Source organism: Lacrimispora sanguinis, assembly GCF_044987295.1.
GTDB lineage: Bacteria > Bacillota > Clostridia > Lachnospirales > Lachnospiraceae > Lacrimispora > Lacrimispora celerecrescens_B.
Map to the genome: position 1 here is coordinate 4,189,505 of NZ_CP173277.1, position 15,339 is coordinate 4,204,843.

The 15,339-nt window shown below is 45.1% G+C and carries 14 protein-coding genes; 13 read left to right on the plus strand and 1 reads right to left on the minus strand.

What is annotated here, in order from left to right; translation table 11 throughout:
• Positions 1–12: 12 nt before the first annotated feature.
• The 6 genes from ACHZES_RS19430 to ACHZES_RS19455 all read left to right on the plus strand — a co-directional run bounded on the left by ACHZES_RS19430 (position 13) and on the right by ACHZES_RS19455 (position 8,711).
• Entirely contained in the window at positions 13–1,836 is a 1,824-nt protein-coding gene (locus ACHZES_RS19430; protein ID WP_395546296.1) for a histidine kinase, read from the plus strand.
• Positions 1,836–3,431 (plus strand): response regulator, encoded by a 1,596-nt coding sequence (locus ACHZES_RS19435; RefSeq protein WP_395546297.1) that lies wholly within the window; start codon positions 1,836–1,838, stop codon positions 3,429–3,431. The genes ACHZES_RS19430 and ACHZES_RS19435 overlap by 1 nt, the downstream gene beginning before the upstream one ends.
• Positions 3,432–3,445: 14 nt before the next feature.
• Complete coding sequence (locus ACHZES_RS19440) at positions 3,446–5,443, plus strand: heparinase II/III family protein (RefSeq protein WP_395546299.1); 1,998 nt, start codon at positions 3,446–3,448, stop codon at positions 5,441–5,443.
• Between the two features lie 153 nt (positions 5,444–5,596).
• Positions 5,597–5,899, plus strand: coding sequence for a FeoA family protein (locus ACHZES_RS19445; RefSeq protein WP_084719495.1), 303 nt, complete (start codon positions 5,597–5,599; stop codon positions 5,897–5,899).
• Positions 5,900–5,901: 2 nt separating this feature from the next.
• Positions 5,902–7,209: a FeoB small GTPase domain-containing protein gene (locus tag ACHZES_RS19450; RefSeq protein WP_395546300.1), complete on the plus strand. Its 1,308-nt coding sequence runs from the start codon at positions 5,902–5,904 to the stop codon at positions 7,207–7,209.
• Positions 7,210–7,379: 170 nt separating this feature from the next.
• The gene (locus ACHZES_RS19455) at positions 7,380–8,711 is read left to right on the plus strand and encodes a cytochrome c biogenesis protein CcdA (RefSeq protein ID WP_038278430.1); all 1,332 of its coding nucleotides are present in this window, start codon (positions 7,380–7,382) and stop codon (positions 8,709–8,711) included.
• A 73-nt stretch (positions 8,712–8,784) separates the two neighbouring features.
• On the opposite strand, the gene ACHZES_RS19460 is transcribed toward ACHZES_RS19455, so the two are convergent.
• Positions 8,785–9,492: a FadR/GntR family transcriptional regulator gene (locus ACHZES_RS19460; protein ID WP_395546301.1), complete on the minus strand. Its 708-nt coding sequence runs from the start codon at positions 9,490–9,492 to the stop codon at positions 8,785–8,787.
• Between the two features lie 285 nt (positions 9,493–9,777).
• Here ACHZES_RS19460 and ilvD point away from each other — a divergent pair, with 285 nt between their 5' ends.
• The 7 genes from ilvD to ACHZES_RS19495 all read left to right on the plus strand — a co-directional run bounded on the left by ilvD (position 9,778) and on the right by ACHZES_RS19495 (position 15,336).
• A complete protein-coding gene (gene ilvD / locus ACHZES_RS19465; RefSeq protein WP_395546302.1) occupies positions 9,778–11,493 on the plus strand; it encodes a dihydroxy-acid dehydratase in 1,716 nt (571 codons plus the stop codon).
• A gap of 109 nt (positions 11,494–11,602) precedes the next feature.
• Positions 11,603–11,746: a hypothetical protein gene (locus tag ACHZES_RS19470; protein WP_395546303.1), complete on the plus strand. Its 144-nt coding sequence runs from the start codon at positions 11,603–11,605 to the stop codon at positions 11,744–11,746.
• Positions 11,743–11,877 (plus strand): hypothetical protein, encoded by a 135-nt coding sequence (locus ACHZES_RS19475; RefSeq protein ID WP_395546304.1) that lies wholly within the window; start codon positions 11,743–11,745, stop codon positions 11,875–11,877. Before ACHZES_RS19470 ends, ACHZES_RS19475 begins: the two co-directional genes overlap by 4 nt.
• A gap of 69 nt (positions 11,878–11,946) precedes the next feature.
• The gene (locus tag ACHZES_RS19480) at positions 11,947–12,417 is read left to right on the plus strand and encodes a methylated-DNA--[protein]-cysteine S-methyltransferase (protein ID WP_395546305.1); all 471 of its coding nucleotides are present in this window, start codon (positions 11,947–11,949) and stop codon (positions 12,415–12,417) included.
• A complete protein-coding gene (locus ACHZES_RS19485) occupies positions 12,404–13,027 on the plus strand; it encodes a DNA-3-methyladenine glycosylase family protein (RefSeq protein WP_395546306.1) in 624 nt (207 codons plus the stop codon). Before ACHZES_RS19480 ends, ACHZES_RS19485 begins: the two co-directional genes overlap by 14 nt.
• A 16-nt stretch (positions 13,028–13,043) precedes the next feature.
• A complete protein-coding gene (locus tag ACHZES_RS19490) occupies positions 13,044–13,607 on the plus strand; it encodes a bifunctional transcriptional activator/DNA repair enzyme AdaA (RefSeq protein ID WP_154522952.1) in 564 nt (187 codons plus the stop codon).
• 64 nt (positions 13,608–13,671) lie between these two features.
• The gene (locus ACHZES_RS19495; RefSeq protein ID WP_395546307.1) at positions 13,672–15,336 is read left to right on the plus strand and encodes a recombinase family protein; all 1,665 of its coding nucleotides are present in this window, start codon (positions 13,672–13,674) and stop codon (positions 15,334–15,336) included.
• Positions 15,337–15,339 lie beyond the last annotated feature (3 nt).

Below are 15,339 nucleotides of genomic sequence, written 5' to 3' on the forward strand. Positions count from 1 at the left end.
ACGAGGGAAAGCATGAAGAAATTTATAAATAATTTAAGATTCCGCAGTAAAATCATCTGGCTGTTCGGAGTCATGTTTTTCTTTACTACCACCATCAGTGGATTGTCCTATTACCAGTATGCATCCAATGATATTGAAGAGAACTTCAAAGTAGGGGCGGAGGACGTTCTGGCTCAGATTGTGGACACTCTAGGCCTGCGCCTGGGTATCATTAATCAGAGGGCAAAGGGAATGCTTGCTAATTATACCTTTATGGTGACTCTTTCCGATTACCTGAATAATCCCAATGACATCAATTTGGTAAAAGCCCTGGGGACCATTCCGGATTTCATGAGAGACTTTGAGACAGGGGAGGGGCTGATCCACTCCACCTATATTTATACGGATAAAGGGAGCTTTGATAATTTTGTCCGCATGAGAAATTGGAAGTTTGATTTTAAAGATTCTATTTTTTACAAAAGCTATCAGACACAAGCAGGCGGTGCCATCCGCTGGTTCCCGGTATGGAAAGATGAGATATTTCAGGATAATGACCAGGTTATTCCCTGCGTATGGCAGTTCAGTGTTCAGGGCTATGTGGGAAATGAATACCTGGTGATCCAGTTAAAGAAAACAGAGCTGGAACGTCTTTTAGAAGGAAAATATGAATTTTTTGACAAAATACTTATTCTTGATGAGGCAGGAAATGTAATGGTAGGTTCCCCGGATATGGATCCGGCTGAACTGAGAAAGCTTTCAGAGGCAAGGGAAGGTGGGAGCAATGTCATTACCAGCGACTTTCAGTACGAAGGAGATTCCTATTTGGTCACCTTTGAACGGCTTAAGGAAAACGGCTGGCAGATCTATGGGCTGAAATCAAGGCAGAGCTTATTGGGAAGTCTGAAAATTCTTAGAAATATAATTTTTGAGATCATGGGAGTTGTTTTCTTAATCGGAGTAGCGGTCATCTTGTTGTTATCCCACCAGTTGACAAATTCCTTAAGACGGTTGGAAAAGCGCATGAGCTGCGTGGAAAATGGAGACTTGGGAGTTCGCTTTTTCTACCCCTATAAGGATGAAGTGGGCAGCCTGGCAAAGTCATTTAACTATATGATCGGAGAGATCCAGAGCCTGGTCCGGAAACAGGAGGAGACCATTGAGGAACTGAAACGGGAGCGGGATTATGTAGCCGAAGTTCAAAAGCAGAAGCGGAAAGCGGAATTGAAGGCCCTTCAGGCTCAGATTAATCCTCATTTCCTCTATAATACCTTAAATGCCATCACCTGGCAGGCCGCCGATCAGGGAGCGGAAGAGATCAGCATCCTATCGAATTCCCTGGGAAAGTTTTTCAGGATCGGTCTAAGCAAGGGAGCAGAGGTGATCACCCTCCGGGAAGAACTGGAACATGTGTCGAGTTATCTGGACATACAAAGCATCCGCTATCATTCCCGTTTAAGCTATGAAATCCATGTGGATGACAGATGTCTGGATTTTCGGATGATCAAACTGATTCTGCAGCCCCTGGCTGAAAATTCCATTTATCATGGAATCAAAGAGAAACAGGGGCCCGGTATCATAAAAATCTCAGTTAGTGAAGAAGAATCAGGAAAAGGAAGGATCACAGAGCTTACCGTGTGGGACAACGGGGCAGGGATTCCGGAAGAAAAGCTTGCTTTTATTAATGAGACCTTAAAAAGGGGCGGAACGGACTGTGAAGCTGGCTATGGCATTTATAATGTCAATGAAAGGATCCGGCTCTTTTACGGAAATGATTATGGACTGTATTATGAAAGCAGCTTCGGCCATTGGACTAAAGCGGTTCTTAGGATTCCGGCAATGTCAGAGGAGGTGGAGTGATGTACCGCATATTAATCGTAGATGATGAAGACTATGTAAGAGACTTACTGGTCAGAAACATTCAAAATTCCGGCCTGGAAGTGGATGTGGTTGCGGTGGCAGGAGACGGAGAAGAAGGGCTTAGAGAAGCTTTGCAATACAAGCCGGATATTGTTATTACGGACATTGCCATGCCTTTCATGAATGGCCTGGAATTGATCCGCAGGCTTCAGGACGCAGGACTTTACAGTAAAAATGTGGTCATAAGTGGATACGATGAATTTGATTATGCAAAACAAGCCATATCACTTGGGGTTAAGGATTATCTGTTAAAGCCCTTTCTGCCCAGGGAAATGATTGATGTTTTAACAAAGGTGATACAGGAACTGGACAGCCAGAAGGTGCTTTTGCAAAATATGAGTCTGTTAAAGGAACAGGCCGTGAGCCGGGCCGGACTTGCCAGAGAAAAGGCGCTGAAGGCTCTCTTAAGGGGGAAGGAGTGCGGCGAAGAACCGGATTTCATACTAGAAGGCAGGTTTTACGCGGCAGGAGTGATCCGTATGGAAGGCGGAGCATGGGAATTTGGCAAGCAGGAGCATGTGGAGGAATTTCTGATGCTGATACGTAACGGTTATCTTTCAGCCGGGATCAGCCTATATGCGGTCAGCTTTGACGGGATCCAGCTGGCGGCTATCTGGTGCGGCGATGGGGAAGGTGAAGAACATTTCCTTAAAAAGATCCGGGAAAGCCTTGAAAAGATACGGCTGAGCCTGGAAAAATATTACCATATACAGATGAATGGTGCCCTTGGTCGCCCTTATAGGAGTCAGACAGAGCTGGCACATTCTTACCGCGAGGCCATGGCTGTGTGGCGGGGAAACTTAGACGCAGATAAGAAATTCCTGTTTTATGGTGAGGAAGGCATCCGAAAGGAGGAAACCAGCAGCAGCCAGATCCGGGAATGGAAAAACCAGATCCGGCTTTCTGTGCGTGCAGGACAAGAGACCGAGGCTCTTATTGGACTATCCGGCCTTATGAAATGTTATGCTTCCATGTCTAACAGGAAGAACGATTATGTAGGTGTCTCTGTGGGAGAACTAATTTATGCAATTCAGAATGATATGGAGCAGGAGGGATATGACCGGGCGGACTCCGAGCCTCTATCCTTCATGCAGGACAGGATCAATTACGGAAGCCTGATGGATATGAATCATATGCTGGCCACCTATATTGAAAAATGTTGCCGGGTGGTACGGGAAAACTCTGAGGAAACCAGGGCGGATGCAGTTGTGAAGCAAATGAAGCAGATCGTTGAAAATGATCTGCATAAGACGGATCTGGATCTGGAGGGAGTGGCTTTCAAGGTACATTTCAGCTCCAGTTATGTCAGACAGATTTTCAAACAGTACACAGGAGAGTGTTTTGGAGAATACTTAATCCGAAAGCGCATGGAACGAGCCGGCAGGCTGCTCCAGAAAACAAGCATGAAAATCCAGGAGGTGGCGGACCAATGCGGGTATGAAAACCAGCGGTACTTTGCCAGCAGCTTTAAGAAATTTTATGGCTGCACTCCTACGGAATTTAAAAAACTGGTAGATGAAGAGAATTTATATTAGGAGGGTTAGGAGAAATGATTCAATTTACAGAACAGGAAATCCGGCACTTGAAAGAAAAATTCCAAAGGCAGCAGTCAGCCGTTAATCGTATCATGGAAGATGTGAAAGAAATCATGGCAGAGCCTGTTTTGGTTCCCAAAACAGGAATCGCCAACTGGACTCTTTTTTATTACTGCCCGGATTGTTCTGTGCAGCTGACTTTTGACAGGAACGATATGTATCATCACAGCTGCCCCTCCTGTGGACGGGTGTATTCCGGTGAGCCTTATGACAGTACCTGGTGGGGATTCATTAACAGCAGAAATTACACGGCGGCATTCCAGATGGGACTGATCCATCTGATCACAGGGGAAAGTGACTATGCTAGAAAGGCCGTAGATATTATGATGGAATATTCCAGATACTATAAGGAATATGAGGTCCACGGCAATATTCCTTATAACGGTCCCGGTAAGTCCGGCGCTCAGACTCTTGATGAGGCTAATTTTCTTAGAAACTTTGTAATGAGCTATGATCTGCTGTCTGATTTCATGACGGAAGAGGAAAAAGAGTTCATTGGAAAGGAAATGCTCATACCTGGAGCTGAATTTTTGATGGAACACCGCCATAACCAATTGCACAATCATGAAGTGATCATCAACTCAGCCATTGCAATCATTGGACTGATCTTCGGAATTGACCGGTATGTCCAGTTTGCCGTTTATGAGCCTTACGGGATCCTATATCAGCTGGAGTACGGGGTACTTTCGGATCACATGTGGTTTGAAGGGGCACTTGGCTATCATTTTTATGCCCTGACCAGTTTCTTTGCTTATGAAAAATTCGCACTTCATAGCCCACACAGCCATATCAGTCATCCAAATTATAAAGCCATGATGGAGCTGCTGGCATCCTATCTGGAGCCGGGATTCCGTATTCCCATGCTGAATGATACCAATTACGGACATACATCCTCGAGCCTGTATTTATATGAATTTGCATACCGGGAACTGGGAGGGGAAAAGCTTCTTTATATACTGAACCGGCTGTATGAAGAAGAAAAGAGAGACAATCTGGAAGCCTTTATTTATGGGGTTGATGTGCTGCAAAAGTGCAGTATGGAGATTGGGAATTACCATGTGGAAGCAGGGCAGTCAGGGAGCACGATTTTAAGAGGGAAGGATGAAAGATATCTGCTTATAAAGCATGACCGTTATGGTGGGGAGCATGATCATTATGATCGCTTGGGCATCAGTTATCTGGCTCATGGAAAGAGGATATCTCCTGATCTTGGAACTACCGGATACGGTGCGGTTATGCACTATGATTTTTATAAGAATACAGGTTCCCACAATACAGTAAACATCGGCGGAGAAAATCAGTCGCCGGTTAATGCAAGGCTTACCCGTTATGAAGAACGGGATGGGGGCGTATATGTGGAAGCGGAAGCGGATTGGACCATACCTTATGAAATGCCGGACAGTTTTACCATCGTTCAGTGGAAGGAAGAAACTTACCGACCTGTAAAAATGGTGAGAAAGATTGCTTGGGAGGAAGATTATTTTGCGGAAGTATTCCAGGTAAAGGGGGCAGGGAATGATCTGCCTGTTGACTGGGTCATGCATTTTTCCGGAAATCGGATAAGACAGCCTGAGGGTATGGAAATAGAAACGTTTTCTGACAAGAAACCATATAGCTATCTTCATCATATGAAAAAGGCCGTACTGTCAGAAGATCAAACCAATATGATTCATGATTATGAGGATGGAGATATACATACTCGGGTATTTACCTGGAACAATGGGAAGGAATTGTATGATGGAATTGGGCCGGATAACCCCTCTATATCTGATATCAATTATCAGATCGAACGCGGGTATGGACCGGATCTTGTGTTTGCCCATGTGATTACCAGCAGCAATGGGCCTTGTCTGATTAAGAATGTAAACTTTTCTGAAGATGGGGACTGCATTGTGATTGAAGTGGAAGGGGAAAAGGACGGAAGGAAATGGAGTAAGACCCATAAGATGTAACGAATAAAAATAGGGCGGCTCAAAAGTTGGTAATCGACTTTTTGGCTGCCCTATTCACATAGAAAAAAGCAGTGTAAATAAATTGGAACCTGATTTTTATTTCCTGCATATGTTAGGATATGGAAACTTTTTTAGATGAATGGAGGCAGAAGAATGTCAGAAAATATTTGTTTAGCAGATTTAAAAAGGGGTCAGAAAGCAGTGATCGCAAAGCTGGCCGCCTATGATGATATGAGAAGGCGTTTACAGGATATTGGAATTATAGAGGGTACTACTGTGGAGTGTCTTGGAAAAAGCCCTTTGGGAGATCCTACGGCATTTTTAATACGGGGTGCGGTGATCGCTCTCAGAAGTGAGGATTCCGGCCGTGTCCTGGTGCAGTCAAATGGAGAGGAAAAAGCGAATCGTCATTTTGGAAAAGAAATGGTGGCTGCCGCCGTTTCGCTGGAGGAATAGGTATGGGATTAAGCAGGGAATCAATGGGAATAAAGTCTGTGGACTGTGGTCTGGAAATTAAGAAACGCAAGGAAGACGATAAGGTCATTGCGCTGGCCGGAAATCCCAATGTGGGTAAGAGCACGGTATTTAACCAGCTTACTGGGATGAACCAGCATACAGGAAATTGGCCGGGAAAAACCGTTGCCAACGCCCAGGGCTGGTGTTCGGATGGACAGCAGGGATACGTGATGGTGGATATTCCGGGATGCTATTCCCTGATGGCACATTCCACGGAAGAAGAGGTAGCCAGAGATTTTATTTGCTTTGAAAACCCGGATGCAGTAGTCGTAGTCTGTGATGCCACATGCTTGGAGAGGAACCTAAACCTGGTGCTGCAGATCATGGAGGCCACGACTAATGTGGTGGTGTGTGTAAACCTTATGGATGAGGCGAAAAAGAAGAAAATTTCCCTGCACCTTGATATGCTGGAACAGCGCCTGGGGGTCCCGGTTGCAGGGACTGCAGCCAGGAGCAATCAGGGACTGGATCAGATCTATACCGGCTTAAAACGCTGCCTGGAACAAACAGAGGAGGAAGGGGAAAAACCTGCTCTCATCCAATATCCCCAATACATTGAAGATGCCATTGCCAGACTCCTGCCTGCAATAGAACAAGTGGCCAAAGGAAAGGAAGAGGCCCGCTGGCTGTGTGCCAGACTGCTCGATGCCAATGATAACTTGATGGAAGCTGTAAGAAAATATCGAAAGCCGGTGGCTGAGACAGAAGAAGTGACTTCCTGTCTAGCTGAAATATGGGAAGAATGGAAGGCTGCCGGGATCACCCAGGAACAGGTAAGCGACGATATGGCAGCTGTTTTCATAAATAAGGCGGAAGATTTATGTAAGGGTATCGTGGAATACGAAAACCAGACCTATAACCGGAAAGACCGGAAGCTGGATTGGATTTTTACCAGTAAGGCTACGGGCTTTCCCATTATGTTCCTGGTTTTACTTGGAATCTTCTGGATTACTATAACAGGAGCCAATTATCCGTCAGAATTAATCAGCAACGTGTTGTTTAAGTTAGAAGCGTGGCTAGTCGGGCTGGCTGACGCCTCCGGTGTGCCGGTGATTATCACTGAACTGCTGATCCATGGCGTTTACCGGGTTCTTGCCTGGGTCGTATCGGTAATGCTTCCTCCTATGGCAATCTTTTTCCCGTTGTTTACTCTTTTGGAGGATTTTGGATACCTTCCCAGAGTGGCATTTAATTTAGACCGATGCTTTAAAAAGTGTTCCGCTTGCGGAAAGCAGGCGCTTACCATGTGACAAAGGAAATCTATGCTTTTTTTGATTCTTCCATGTTTGACTTGACACTTTTTCTTTGAGATGGTATATTTATTTACACGCAAAACTGTAACTGAAAATAATACAGAATCACAACTAAAAACGCCGGAAATCAGTAACATATGGCACAACCTTAAAAGGAGGTACAGTATTTGGGCTTTTCTATCGACGTAAGTATTCCAGTTATGACCGTGTTTCTTCAGGGGATTATCAGCTTCTTTTCTCCCTGTGTGCTGCCACTCATTCCGCTTTACATAGGGTATCTGTCGGGAGGGACGGGAGTCCGGGGGGAAGACGGGCGGATTTATTATAAACGCAGCAAGGTTATGATTCACACTGTCTGCTTTGTTATCGGGGTCAGCTTCGCATTCTTCCTGCTGGGGCTGGGATTCTCAGCTCTTGGAAGCTTTTTTAAATCAAACCAGCTTATTTTTGCAAGAGTGGGAGGTATCCTGGTAGTTTTATTCGGTTTATACCAATTAGGAGTATTTGGGACTTCTTCTGTATTGGGAAGGGAACGCAGACTGCCATTCTCCCTTAATACCCTGGCCATGTCTCCCTTAACCGCGTTAATCATGGGCTTTACGTTCAGCTTTGCCTGGACGCCCTGTGTGGGACCGGCCCTAGCCAGCGTCCTGCTTATGGCAGCCTCAGCCTCCACAAAGGCAATGGGCTTTGTCCTGATCGGAGTATACACACTGGGGTTTGTTCTGCCGTTTCTGGCAGTGGGATTCTTTACCACCACAGTGCTTGAATTCTTTAAGGCTCACGGCAATATTGCAAAGAATGGGGTAAAAGTCGGAGGAGTTCTCATGGTATTTATGGGAATTTTAATGTTCACCGGAAAGATGAATGCAGTGACCGGATACCTTTCAACTATTCCATCTCCTACGGTAACAGAATCAAGGGAGACACCACAGCCGGAAACAGCTACAGAAGCATCGGAAGAAGAACCCATATCGGAAGAAGAGTCTGCATTGGAAGAAGAATCTGCATCGGAACCGGGAAATACTGATGAGTCAGATGAAGCAAATCAGCCTCTTCCGGCAGTTGATTTTACTTTAACCGATCAGTACGGCAATACCCATTCTCTTTCTGATTATAAAGGAAAGACGATCTTTTTAAACTTCTGGGCGACCTGGTGCCCTCCATGCAGGGCAGAGATGCCGGACATCCAGAAAATATATGAAACCGCCGACACAGAGGGAGATAATGCACTAGTCGTTCTGGGTGTGGCAGCTCCTAATTATGGGAATGAAAAAGACGAAGAGGGAATTAAACAATTCCTGAAAGATAATGGATACACGTATCCGGTTCTGATGGACACGAATGCGGATTTATTTGAATCTTACGGAGTATTCTCTTATCCGACCACGTTTATGATTGATAAGGATGGCAATGTATTTGGTTATGCAAGCGGTCAGCTTTCTGAAGATACAATGCGCAGTATTATAGAGCAAACCATGAAGGGGCAACGGAAATAATCCTCCGATTTTATTAATAATAAAGAGTAATTTAGGGCATTCCAAAGGTAAAAGAATCTTTGGAATGCCCCTTTTATTGATGGGAATTATTAAGAGAATTTTTTTCATTGGCCTTGCGCAAACGATCCCGGTTATAAATGAGATGAAGAGTCATGGCATCCTGTGCGGCAATGGGATCGTTTTTTTGTATGGCATTTACAATCGCCATATGTGTTTTTATGGTTTCTTCTTTTAATTCGGAATGGGTAATGTCAATCAGCATATCAATGGCATGCATAATAAGAGGCTCAAGCTGTGGTACGATGACATTCCCGCTGATTTCTGCAATCTTAGCGTGGAAAATGGCATCGGCTTCTGAGTGGGATTTTCCTAAGTCGTAGCATTCGGCTACCCGTTCCGCCAGGTGGAGAAGCTCCTCGGCCTGATCTGGAGTGGCCTTTGAAGCAGCCAAAGCGGCTACCCTTGGCTCGATCATCATACGGAATTCTAAAAGATCAGCCACCAGTTTTTCCTTATTCTCTATAAATGTGAATCCAAGGGGATCATCAGCCACACCGGTATTGTGACAGACGTAGATTCCGGATCCCTGCTGAACCGTAAGAATATTACGTGAAACAAGAGCCCGTATGGCTTCCCGCAGAGTGCTCCGCCCGACTCCCATAAGAGAGGAAAGCGTAGTTTCATTGGGAAGCTGAGCTCCTTCTTTTAATTTATTATCAATGATATATTTAATGATTCCTTCTGCTGTTGTATCGGCAAGCGATTTATGTGATGGAGTCATGGCAAAGTCCTTTCCGCTGGTTAATCGTCTTATATGATTATAAAGGCAATTTCTGATTCCTTCAAGTGTAAATGGATCAGATGAGTAAGAAGTATTTAAATATTGGTCTGATGAATTATTGTAGAAAACACATGTTGTATAGTAGTATGCATGATAATTTTAGGAAAATACATGAAATAATGAAGTTAATCAAACAGGATAGTTGACAATCATATGATGAATTATTATAATTAAGATATAAATGCAAAATTAAAAATACAAGATAAATAGGAAAGGGGCATTATTATGGTTAGTCAGGATATTCGGAAACTGGCTCCGGAAATGGACCCGCTTCGGATGGGTATGGGCTGGAAGGTAGAGGACCTTTCTAAAATGCAGATCATGGTAGAGAGTACCTTTGGTGACAGCCATCCGGGAAGCGCTCATCTGCTGGAGCTGGTGAATAAGACCGTGGATGGGGTAAGAGATAAGGGAGGAAAAGCAGCCAGATATTTTACAACGGATATCTGCGATGGAATGGCACAGGGCCATGACGGCATTAATTATTCTCTGGTCTCCCGTGATACGATCTGCAATATGATTGAAATTCATGCGGGCGCAACTCCCTTTGACGGCGGAGTATATATTTCAAGCTGCGATAAGGCGGTGCCTGCTCATCTTATGGCAATCGGCCGGGTGAATATGCCCTCCATTCTGGTAACTGGTGGTGTTATGGATGCCGGTCCGGATCTTCTTACCTTGGAACAGATTGGTAAGTATAGTGCGATGTGTCAGAGAGGGGAACTGGAACCGGAAAAACTGGAATATTATAAGCAGCACGCCTGCCCTTCCTGTGGAGCCTGTTCCTTTATGGGAACGGCATCAACCATGCAGGTCATGGGAGAGGCCCTTGGCCTTATGCTTCCAGGTTCCGCGCTTATGCCCGCAACCTGCCCGGATTTAAAGGATGTGGCTGAAAGAGCCGGACACCAGATTATAGAACTTGCGAAAAGTGGAATAAGACCAAGAGATATTGTCACAATGAAATCCTTTGAAAATGCGATTATGGTGCATGCCGCCATATCCGGCTCTACCAATTCCCTGATTCATATGCCGGCTATTGCCCATGAATTCGGACTGGAAATAGATTCTGAGATGTTTGACCGGCTGCACAGAGGCGCCCATTATCTGCTTGATATCCGGCCTGCAGGAAAATGGCCGGCCCAGTACTTCTACTATGCAGGTGGTGTGCCCAGGATTATGGAAGAGATTAAATCCGTGCTTCACTTAGATGCAATGACAGTGACAGGAAAGACTCTGGGTGAAAATCTTGATATGCTGAAGCAAAATGGTTTTTATGACAAATGCGACGAATATTGTGCCAGGGTTGGGGTTAAAAAAGAAGAAATAATCCGGCCGTTTCATGATGCCATCGGTACAGATGGGGCTATTGCTATTTTAAAAGGAAATCTGGCACCGGAGGGTGCGGTCATTAAGCATACCGCATGTCCAAAGGAGATGTTTCACGCGGTGTTAAATGCACGCCCCTTTGACAGCGAGGAAGAGGCGATTGATGCAGTCTTAAAACACCGTGTAAAACCTGGCGATGCTGTATTTATCCGGTATGAAGGTCCTAAGGGAAGCGGAATGCCGGAAATGTTCTACACCTCTGAGGCGATCTCATCAGATAAAGAGCTTGGAAGCACCATCGCCTTGATCACAGACGGGCGTTTCTCAGGAGCATCCACCGGTCCATCCATCGGGCATGTTTCACCGGAAGCGGCAGAAGGCGGACCGATTGCGCTGGTGGAGGAAGGGGATATGATCCAAATTGATATTCCTAACCGGATCCTTGCAATTGTAGGCGTAAAGGGCCAGCGAAAGACAGAAGATGAGATGGAAAAGATTCTTAAGGAACGGCGGGGGAAGTGGCAGCCAAGACCTTCAAAATACCAGTCGGGAGTATTGAAAATATTCAGTGAACGTGCAGTATCGCCAATGAAGGGCGGATATATGGAGTAATGAAAGGATAAGAAAAAGGGTATGGTAGGGGAGCTGCCATGCCCTTTTTCTACTACTTAGGATATATAGTACAAACCTGCCTGAATAGGATTTCTAGGGAGGTGGAGAAATGGATTCAGCAGATCAGGTAACTTATAAGGAAAAAAACATGGCTGTAAAGGTGGAACGGGTTTATATTGGTGATAAGGCAGTGAAGGAGCAGGTTTTGGATTTGTTGAAGAAACGTCGGGGGGCCGGGGAGGTTCGGTCATGACAAGAGCAGCCATGATCGTTTCGGAGTCCGGCTTAGGATGCTGTGCACATATGCCAGGGAAAACAGTTTTGGAAATTACTAGAGGGCCGGAATTCATAGTGATACTGGTCCTTATTTTATATAAAAATTAAATGGTGCAAAATAGGAGGACACGCAGACCGATTTCGGATATATTAATAATAGAAAAGGAGGCAAATCTTATGAAACATACAGCATATATTAAAACCGTCCTAGGACCGATTAAAATATCCGAAGTGGATGGTTTTATAACGGAGCTGCTTTTTGTAAAAGATACCAATGAAATCTCCGATAAACAAAAGACACCCTTGTTGGAAGAAGCGGAAAAGCAGATTAAGGAATATTTAGACGGGACAAGCAAGGGATTCGATTTGCCGCTTGCTGCAAAAGGAACGGAGTTTCAAAAGACCGTATGGGAAGCCCTGCACAGAATTCCGTACGGAGAGACGCGAAGCTATAAACAGATTGCTGCAATGATCGGGAGACCGGATGCAGCCCGGGCGGTTGGTTTGGCAAATGGTAAAAATCCCATATTGCTTCTGACACCGTGTCACAGGGTAGTGGGTTCAGATGGCAAATTGACAGGCTATGCGGCAGGCCTGGAAATCAAGGAGAAGCTACTGGAATTGGAAGTGACATATGGCAGCCGTTGAGACAAAGTTTTTTGATTACGATAGGAAGGAAGTAGAATACCTCTCCCAGTCTGACCCTGTGCTAGGTGCTGCGATGGCACGGTTCGGACGGGTGGAGAGGGAGATAATTCCTGATCTCTTTGCTGCTCTGGTTAATGCAATTATAGGCCAGCTGGTATCTGTAGGTTCTGCCAAAACCGTATGGAACCGAATGCAGGAAAGCCTGGGAGATATTACCCCGGAAAATTTATCAGCCGTTTCAGCGGATGATATTCAGCGCTGCGGCATGATCATGAAAAAGGCTGTTACCATCTCTGAGCTGTCAAAGGACATTTTACAGGGCAAGATCCGTCTGGGTGATTTGCGGGAACTGCCGGACCAGGAGGTTATCCGGTACTTAACAACGATAAAAGGGGTTGGACTTTGGACAGCTGAAATGCTTCTCATTAATTGTATGGAGCGTCCTGACGTGGTTAGCTGGGGTGACATCGCCATTCGCCGGGGAATGGAAAAGCTATATGGATTTCCTAAGCTGACAAAGGAACAATTCGAAGTATGCAAGAGCCGGTATTCGCCCTATGGCTCGGTAGCTTCCATTTATTTATGGAAGATTAGTACGTTAAATGAATGAAAGGAGGTGTATTACCATGCTGACAGAGGAGGAAAAATGGAAGGCAGCGCTGGAATGTGATGCGTCTTATGACGGCAGATTTTATTACGGAGTAAAAACAACAGGTATTTTCTGCCGTCCTTCCTGTAAATCAAAAAGCCCTAAACGAGAAAATGTTGAATTCTTTGATACGGCGGAACAGGCACGTGAAAGCGGGCTTCGCCCATGTAAGCGCTGCCGCCCTGATTTGCTGGAATTTTACCCCCAGAGAGAAAACGCGGAAAAAATTAAAGATGTCTATGACCTTTATTTTTCAGACCATGATCGCTTAAGGGAAGAATTAAGTAAGCTTGGACTCAGCAGAAACAGAATCCTCCAATTGTTTCAGAACCAATATGAAAAGACTCCGGCGGAGTATTTAAATGCCTTACGGGTAGCCAGTGCAAAAAAGCTTCTGGCTGATACTTCAGATAATATTTTGCCGATTGCTTTACAAAGTGGTTTTGAGAGCCTTTCAGCTTTTTACACACAGTTTCGGCGTGTAACAGGTCTTTCTCCCAATGAATATCGGGAGAGCCTTACAGGAAAGAAGACTGATTAGGAAGCAGCCTCTAAAGTATATGGTACAAACCTGCTGGAATAAGATTTTCCAGGAGGTGTAAGAGATGGATCGATTAACTCAGTCATCCTATGAGAAAAAGAACGTCTTTGCAAGGGCACCAGTCTGCTACAAGGCGGCGCTTTATATGCGCCTGTCAAAAGACGACGATGGTACAGGGGAAAGCTCCAGCATTGGTACTCAGCGGAAAATGCTTCGTTCCTACGCGATAGAAAATGACTTTGAAATATACGAGGAGTACGTGGATGACGGCTACAGCGGAACCAATTTTGACCGCCCGGCCTGGAAACGGCTGCTGGAAGATATCGATGCAAGGAAGGTAAACCTGGTGATCACCAAGGATCTGTCCCGTCTTGGAAGGGATTATATCATGACAGGACAGCTTACCGAAATTTATTTCCCCTCCAAAGGAATCCGATACATAGCGGTCAATGACGGATATGATTCTGATAGTCCGTGGAGTGATATTGCACCGTTTAAGAACATTGTAAATGAGATGTATGCCAGGGATACTTCTAAAAAGATCCGCAGTGCATTTCAGACCAAAATAAAAGAGGGGGCATTTATCGGGAATTTTGCTCCCTACGGCTACCAAAAGGACCCACAAAATAAAAACCACCTTCTCGTTGATCCTGTAGCAGCTTCCATTGTCCGGGAGATATTTGAATGGGCGGAGCAGGGAGCGGCTCCATCCCGGATCGCTGATATGTTAAATAAGAGAAAGGTGCTGACTCCAGCCATGTACCGCTGCGCCGGGCGGCCTTATTTGAATCCAGATGATTATTCTAATAGAAAGGAATGGACCTCAGGTACGGTCTGTAAGCTGTTAAGTAATCCCGTTTATTTAGGTCATATTGCCCAGGGAAAGACCGTAAAAGTTTCCTTTAAAAGTAGCGTGACCCTTCGGAAGTCCAGGAAAGAATGGGTGGTCGTTGAGAATATGCATGAGCCACTTATTTCCGAGGAGATTTTTGAACGGGTAAGAAGGCGGAGCATTTCCCGTAAAAACACGCCCAAAACCGGTTTTACCAATATTTTTTCCGGAATTGCCATATGCGGGGACTGTGGCAGAAATATGTCGTCCACAGGAACCGGAAGTAAAGCGCAATCCCGCAAACTGGTATGCGGGGGGTATAAGCTATACGGAAAGAAAGAGTGTACAAATCACTTTATGGATTACGAGCTTCTTTATCATGTGGTACTTCAGGAAATCCGAAGCCTGCTTTCTTTTCCTGAAAGTGAAAAGGAAGAGATGGAAGAAGCCCTTCGGGAGCCTGTTTTCCCTGGCGTAATGCATGGTGAAGAAAAGGCGGCTGATTCATTCAAAAAAAGGGAAATAGAGCTTGGACACATAATTGAAAAGCTTTATGAAGACCGGGTAAACGGAAGGATCGGTGAGGACCGGTTTTATAAAATGCTAAATTCCTGTGAAAATGAGGAAAAGAAGATTGCAGAAAGCCTGGCCTTGATGGAAAGACCCTGTTCTTTGGCTCAGGAAGTGCCTGCTTTTGGCGGCCTAATTTCCAGCCTGTTAGAAGAAATAAGCCAGGAAAAAGGGCTTTCCTCTGATTTGCTTGGAAAATTTATAGACAGAATTGAGATTTTCCAAAGCTGTGAAGGGGAAGGGGGGAGAGCAGGCTGTAAATACCAGACGATCCGAATCTATTACAAAGTGTTGCCTCCTGCAGAAGAAAGGAATGGTTTTGCATAAATT

Coding starts and splice junctions, on each gene's coding strand:
- ACHZES_RS19460 (WP_395546301.1), bottom strand. CDS start 9,492: ATGACTCCATCACATAAATCGCTTGCCGATACAACAGCAGAAGGAATC.
- ACHZES_RS19490 (WP_154522952.1), top strand. CDS start 13,044: ATGCTGACAGAGGAGGAAAAATGGAAGGCAGCGCTGGAATGTGATGCG.
- ACHZES_RS19450 (WP_395546300.1), top strand. CDS start 5,902: ATGGGATTAAGCAGGGAATCAATGGGAATAAAGTCTGTGGACTGTGGT.
- ACHZES_RS19495 (WP_395546307.1), top strand. CDS start 13,672: ATGGATCGATTAACTCAGTCATCCTATGAGAAAAAGAACGTCTTTGCA.
- ACHZES_RS19470 (WP_395546303.1), top strand. CDS start 11,603: ATGGATTCAGCAGATCAGGTAACTTATAAGGAAAAAAACATGGCTGTA.
- ACHZES_RS19485 (WP_395546306.1), top strand. CDS start 12,404: ATGGCAGCCGTTGAGACAAAGTTTTTTGATTACGATAGGAAGGAAGTA.
- ACHZES_RS19435 (WP_395546297.1), top strand. CDS start 1,836: ATGTACCGCATATTAATCGTAGATGATGAAGACTATGTAAGAGACTTA.
- ACHZES_RS19445 (WP_084719495.1), top strand. CDS start 5,597: ATGTCAGAAAATATTTGTTTAGCAGATTTAAAAAGGGGTCAGAAAGCA.
- ACHZES_RS19440 (WP_395546299.1), top strand. CDS start 3,446: ATGATTCAATTTACAGAACAGGAAATCCGGCACTTGAAAGAAAAATTC.
- ACHZES_RS19480 (WP_395546305.1), top strand. CDS start 11,947: ATGAAACATACAGCATATATTAAAACCGTCCTAGGACCGATTAAAATA.
- ACHZES_RS19475 (WP_395546304.1), top strand. CDS start 11,743: ATGACAAGAGCAGCCATGATCGTTTCGGAGTCCGGCTTAGGATGCTGT.
- ilvD (WP_395546302.1), top strand. CDS start 9,778: ATGGTTAGTCAGGATATTCGGAAACTGGCTCCGGAAATGGACCCGCTT.
- ACHZES_RS19430 (WP_395546296.1), top strand. CDS start 13: ATGAAGAAATTTATAAATAATTTAAGATTCCGCAGTAAAATCATCTGG.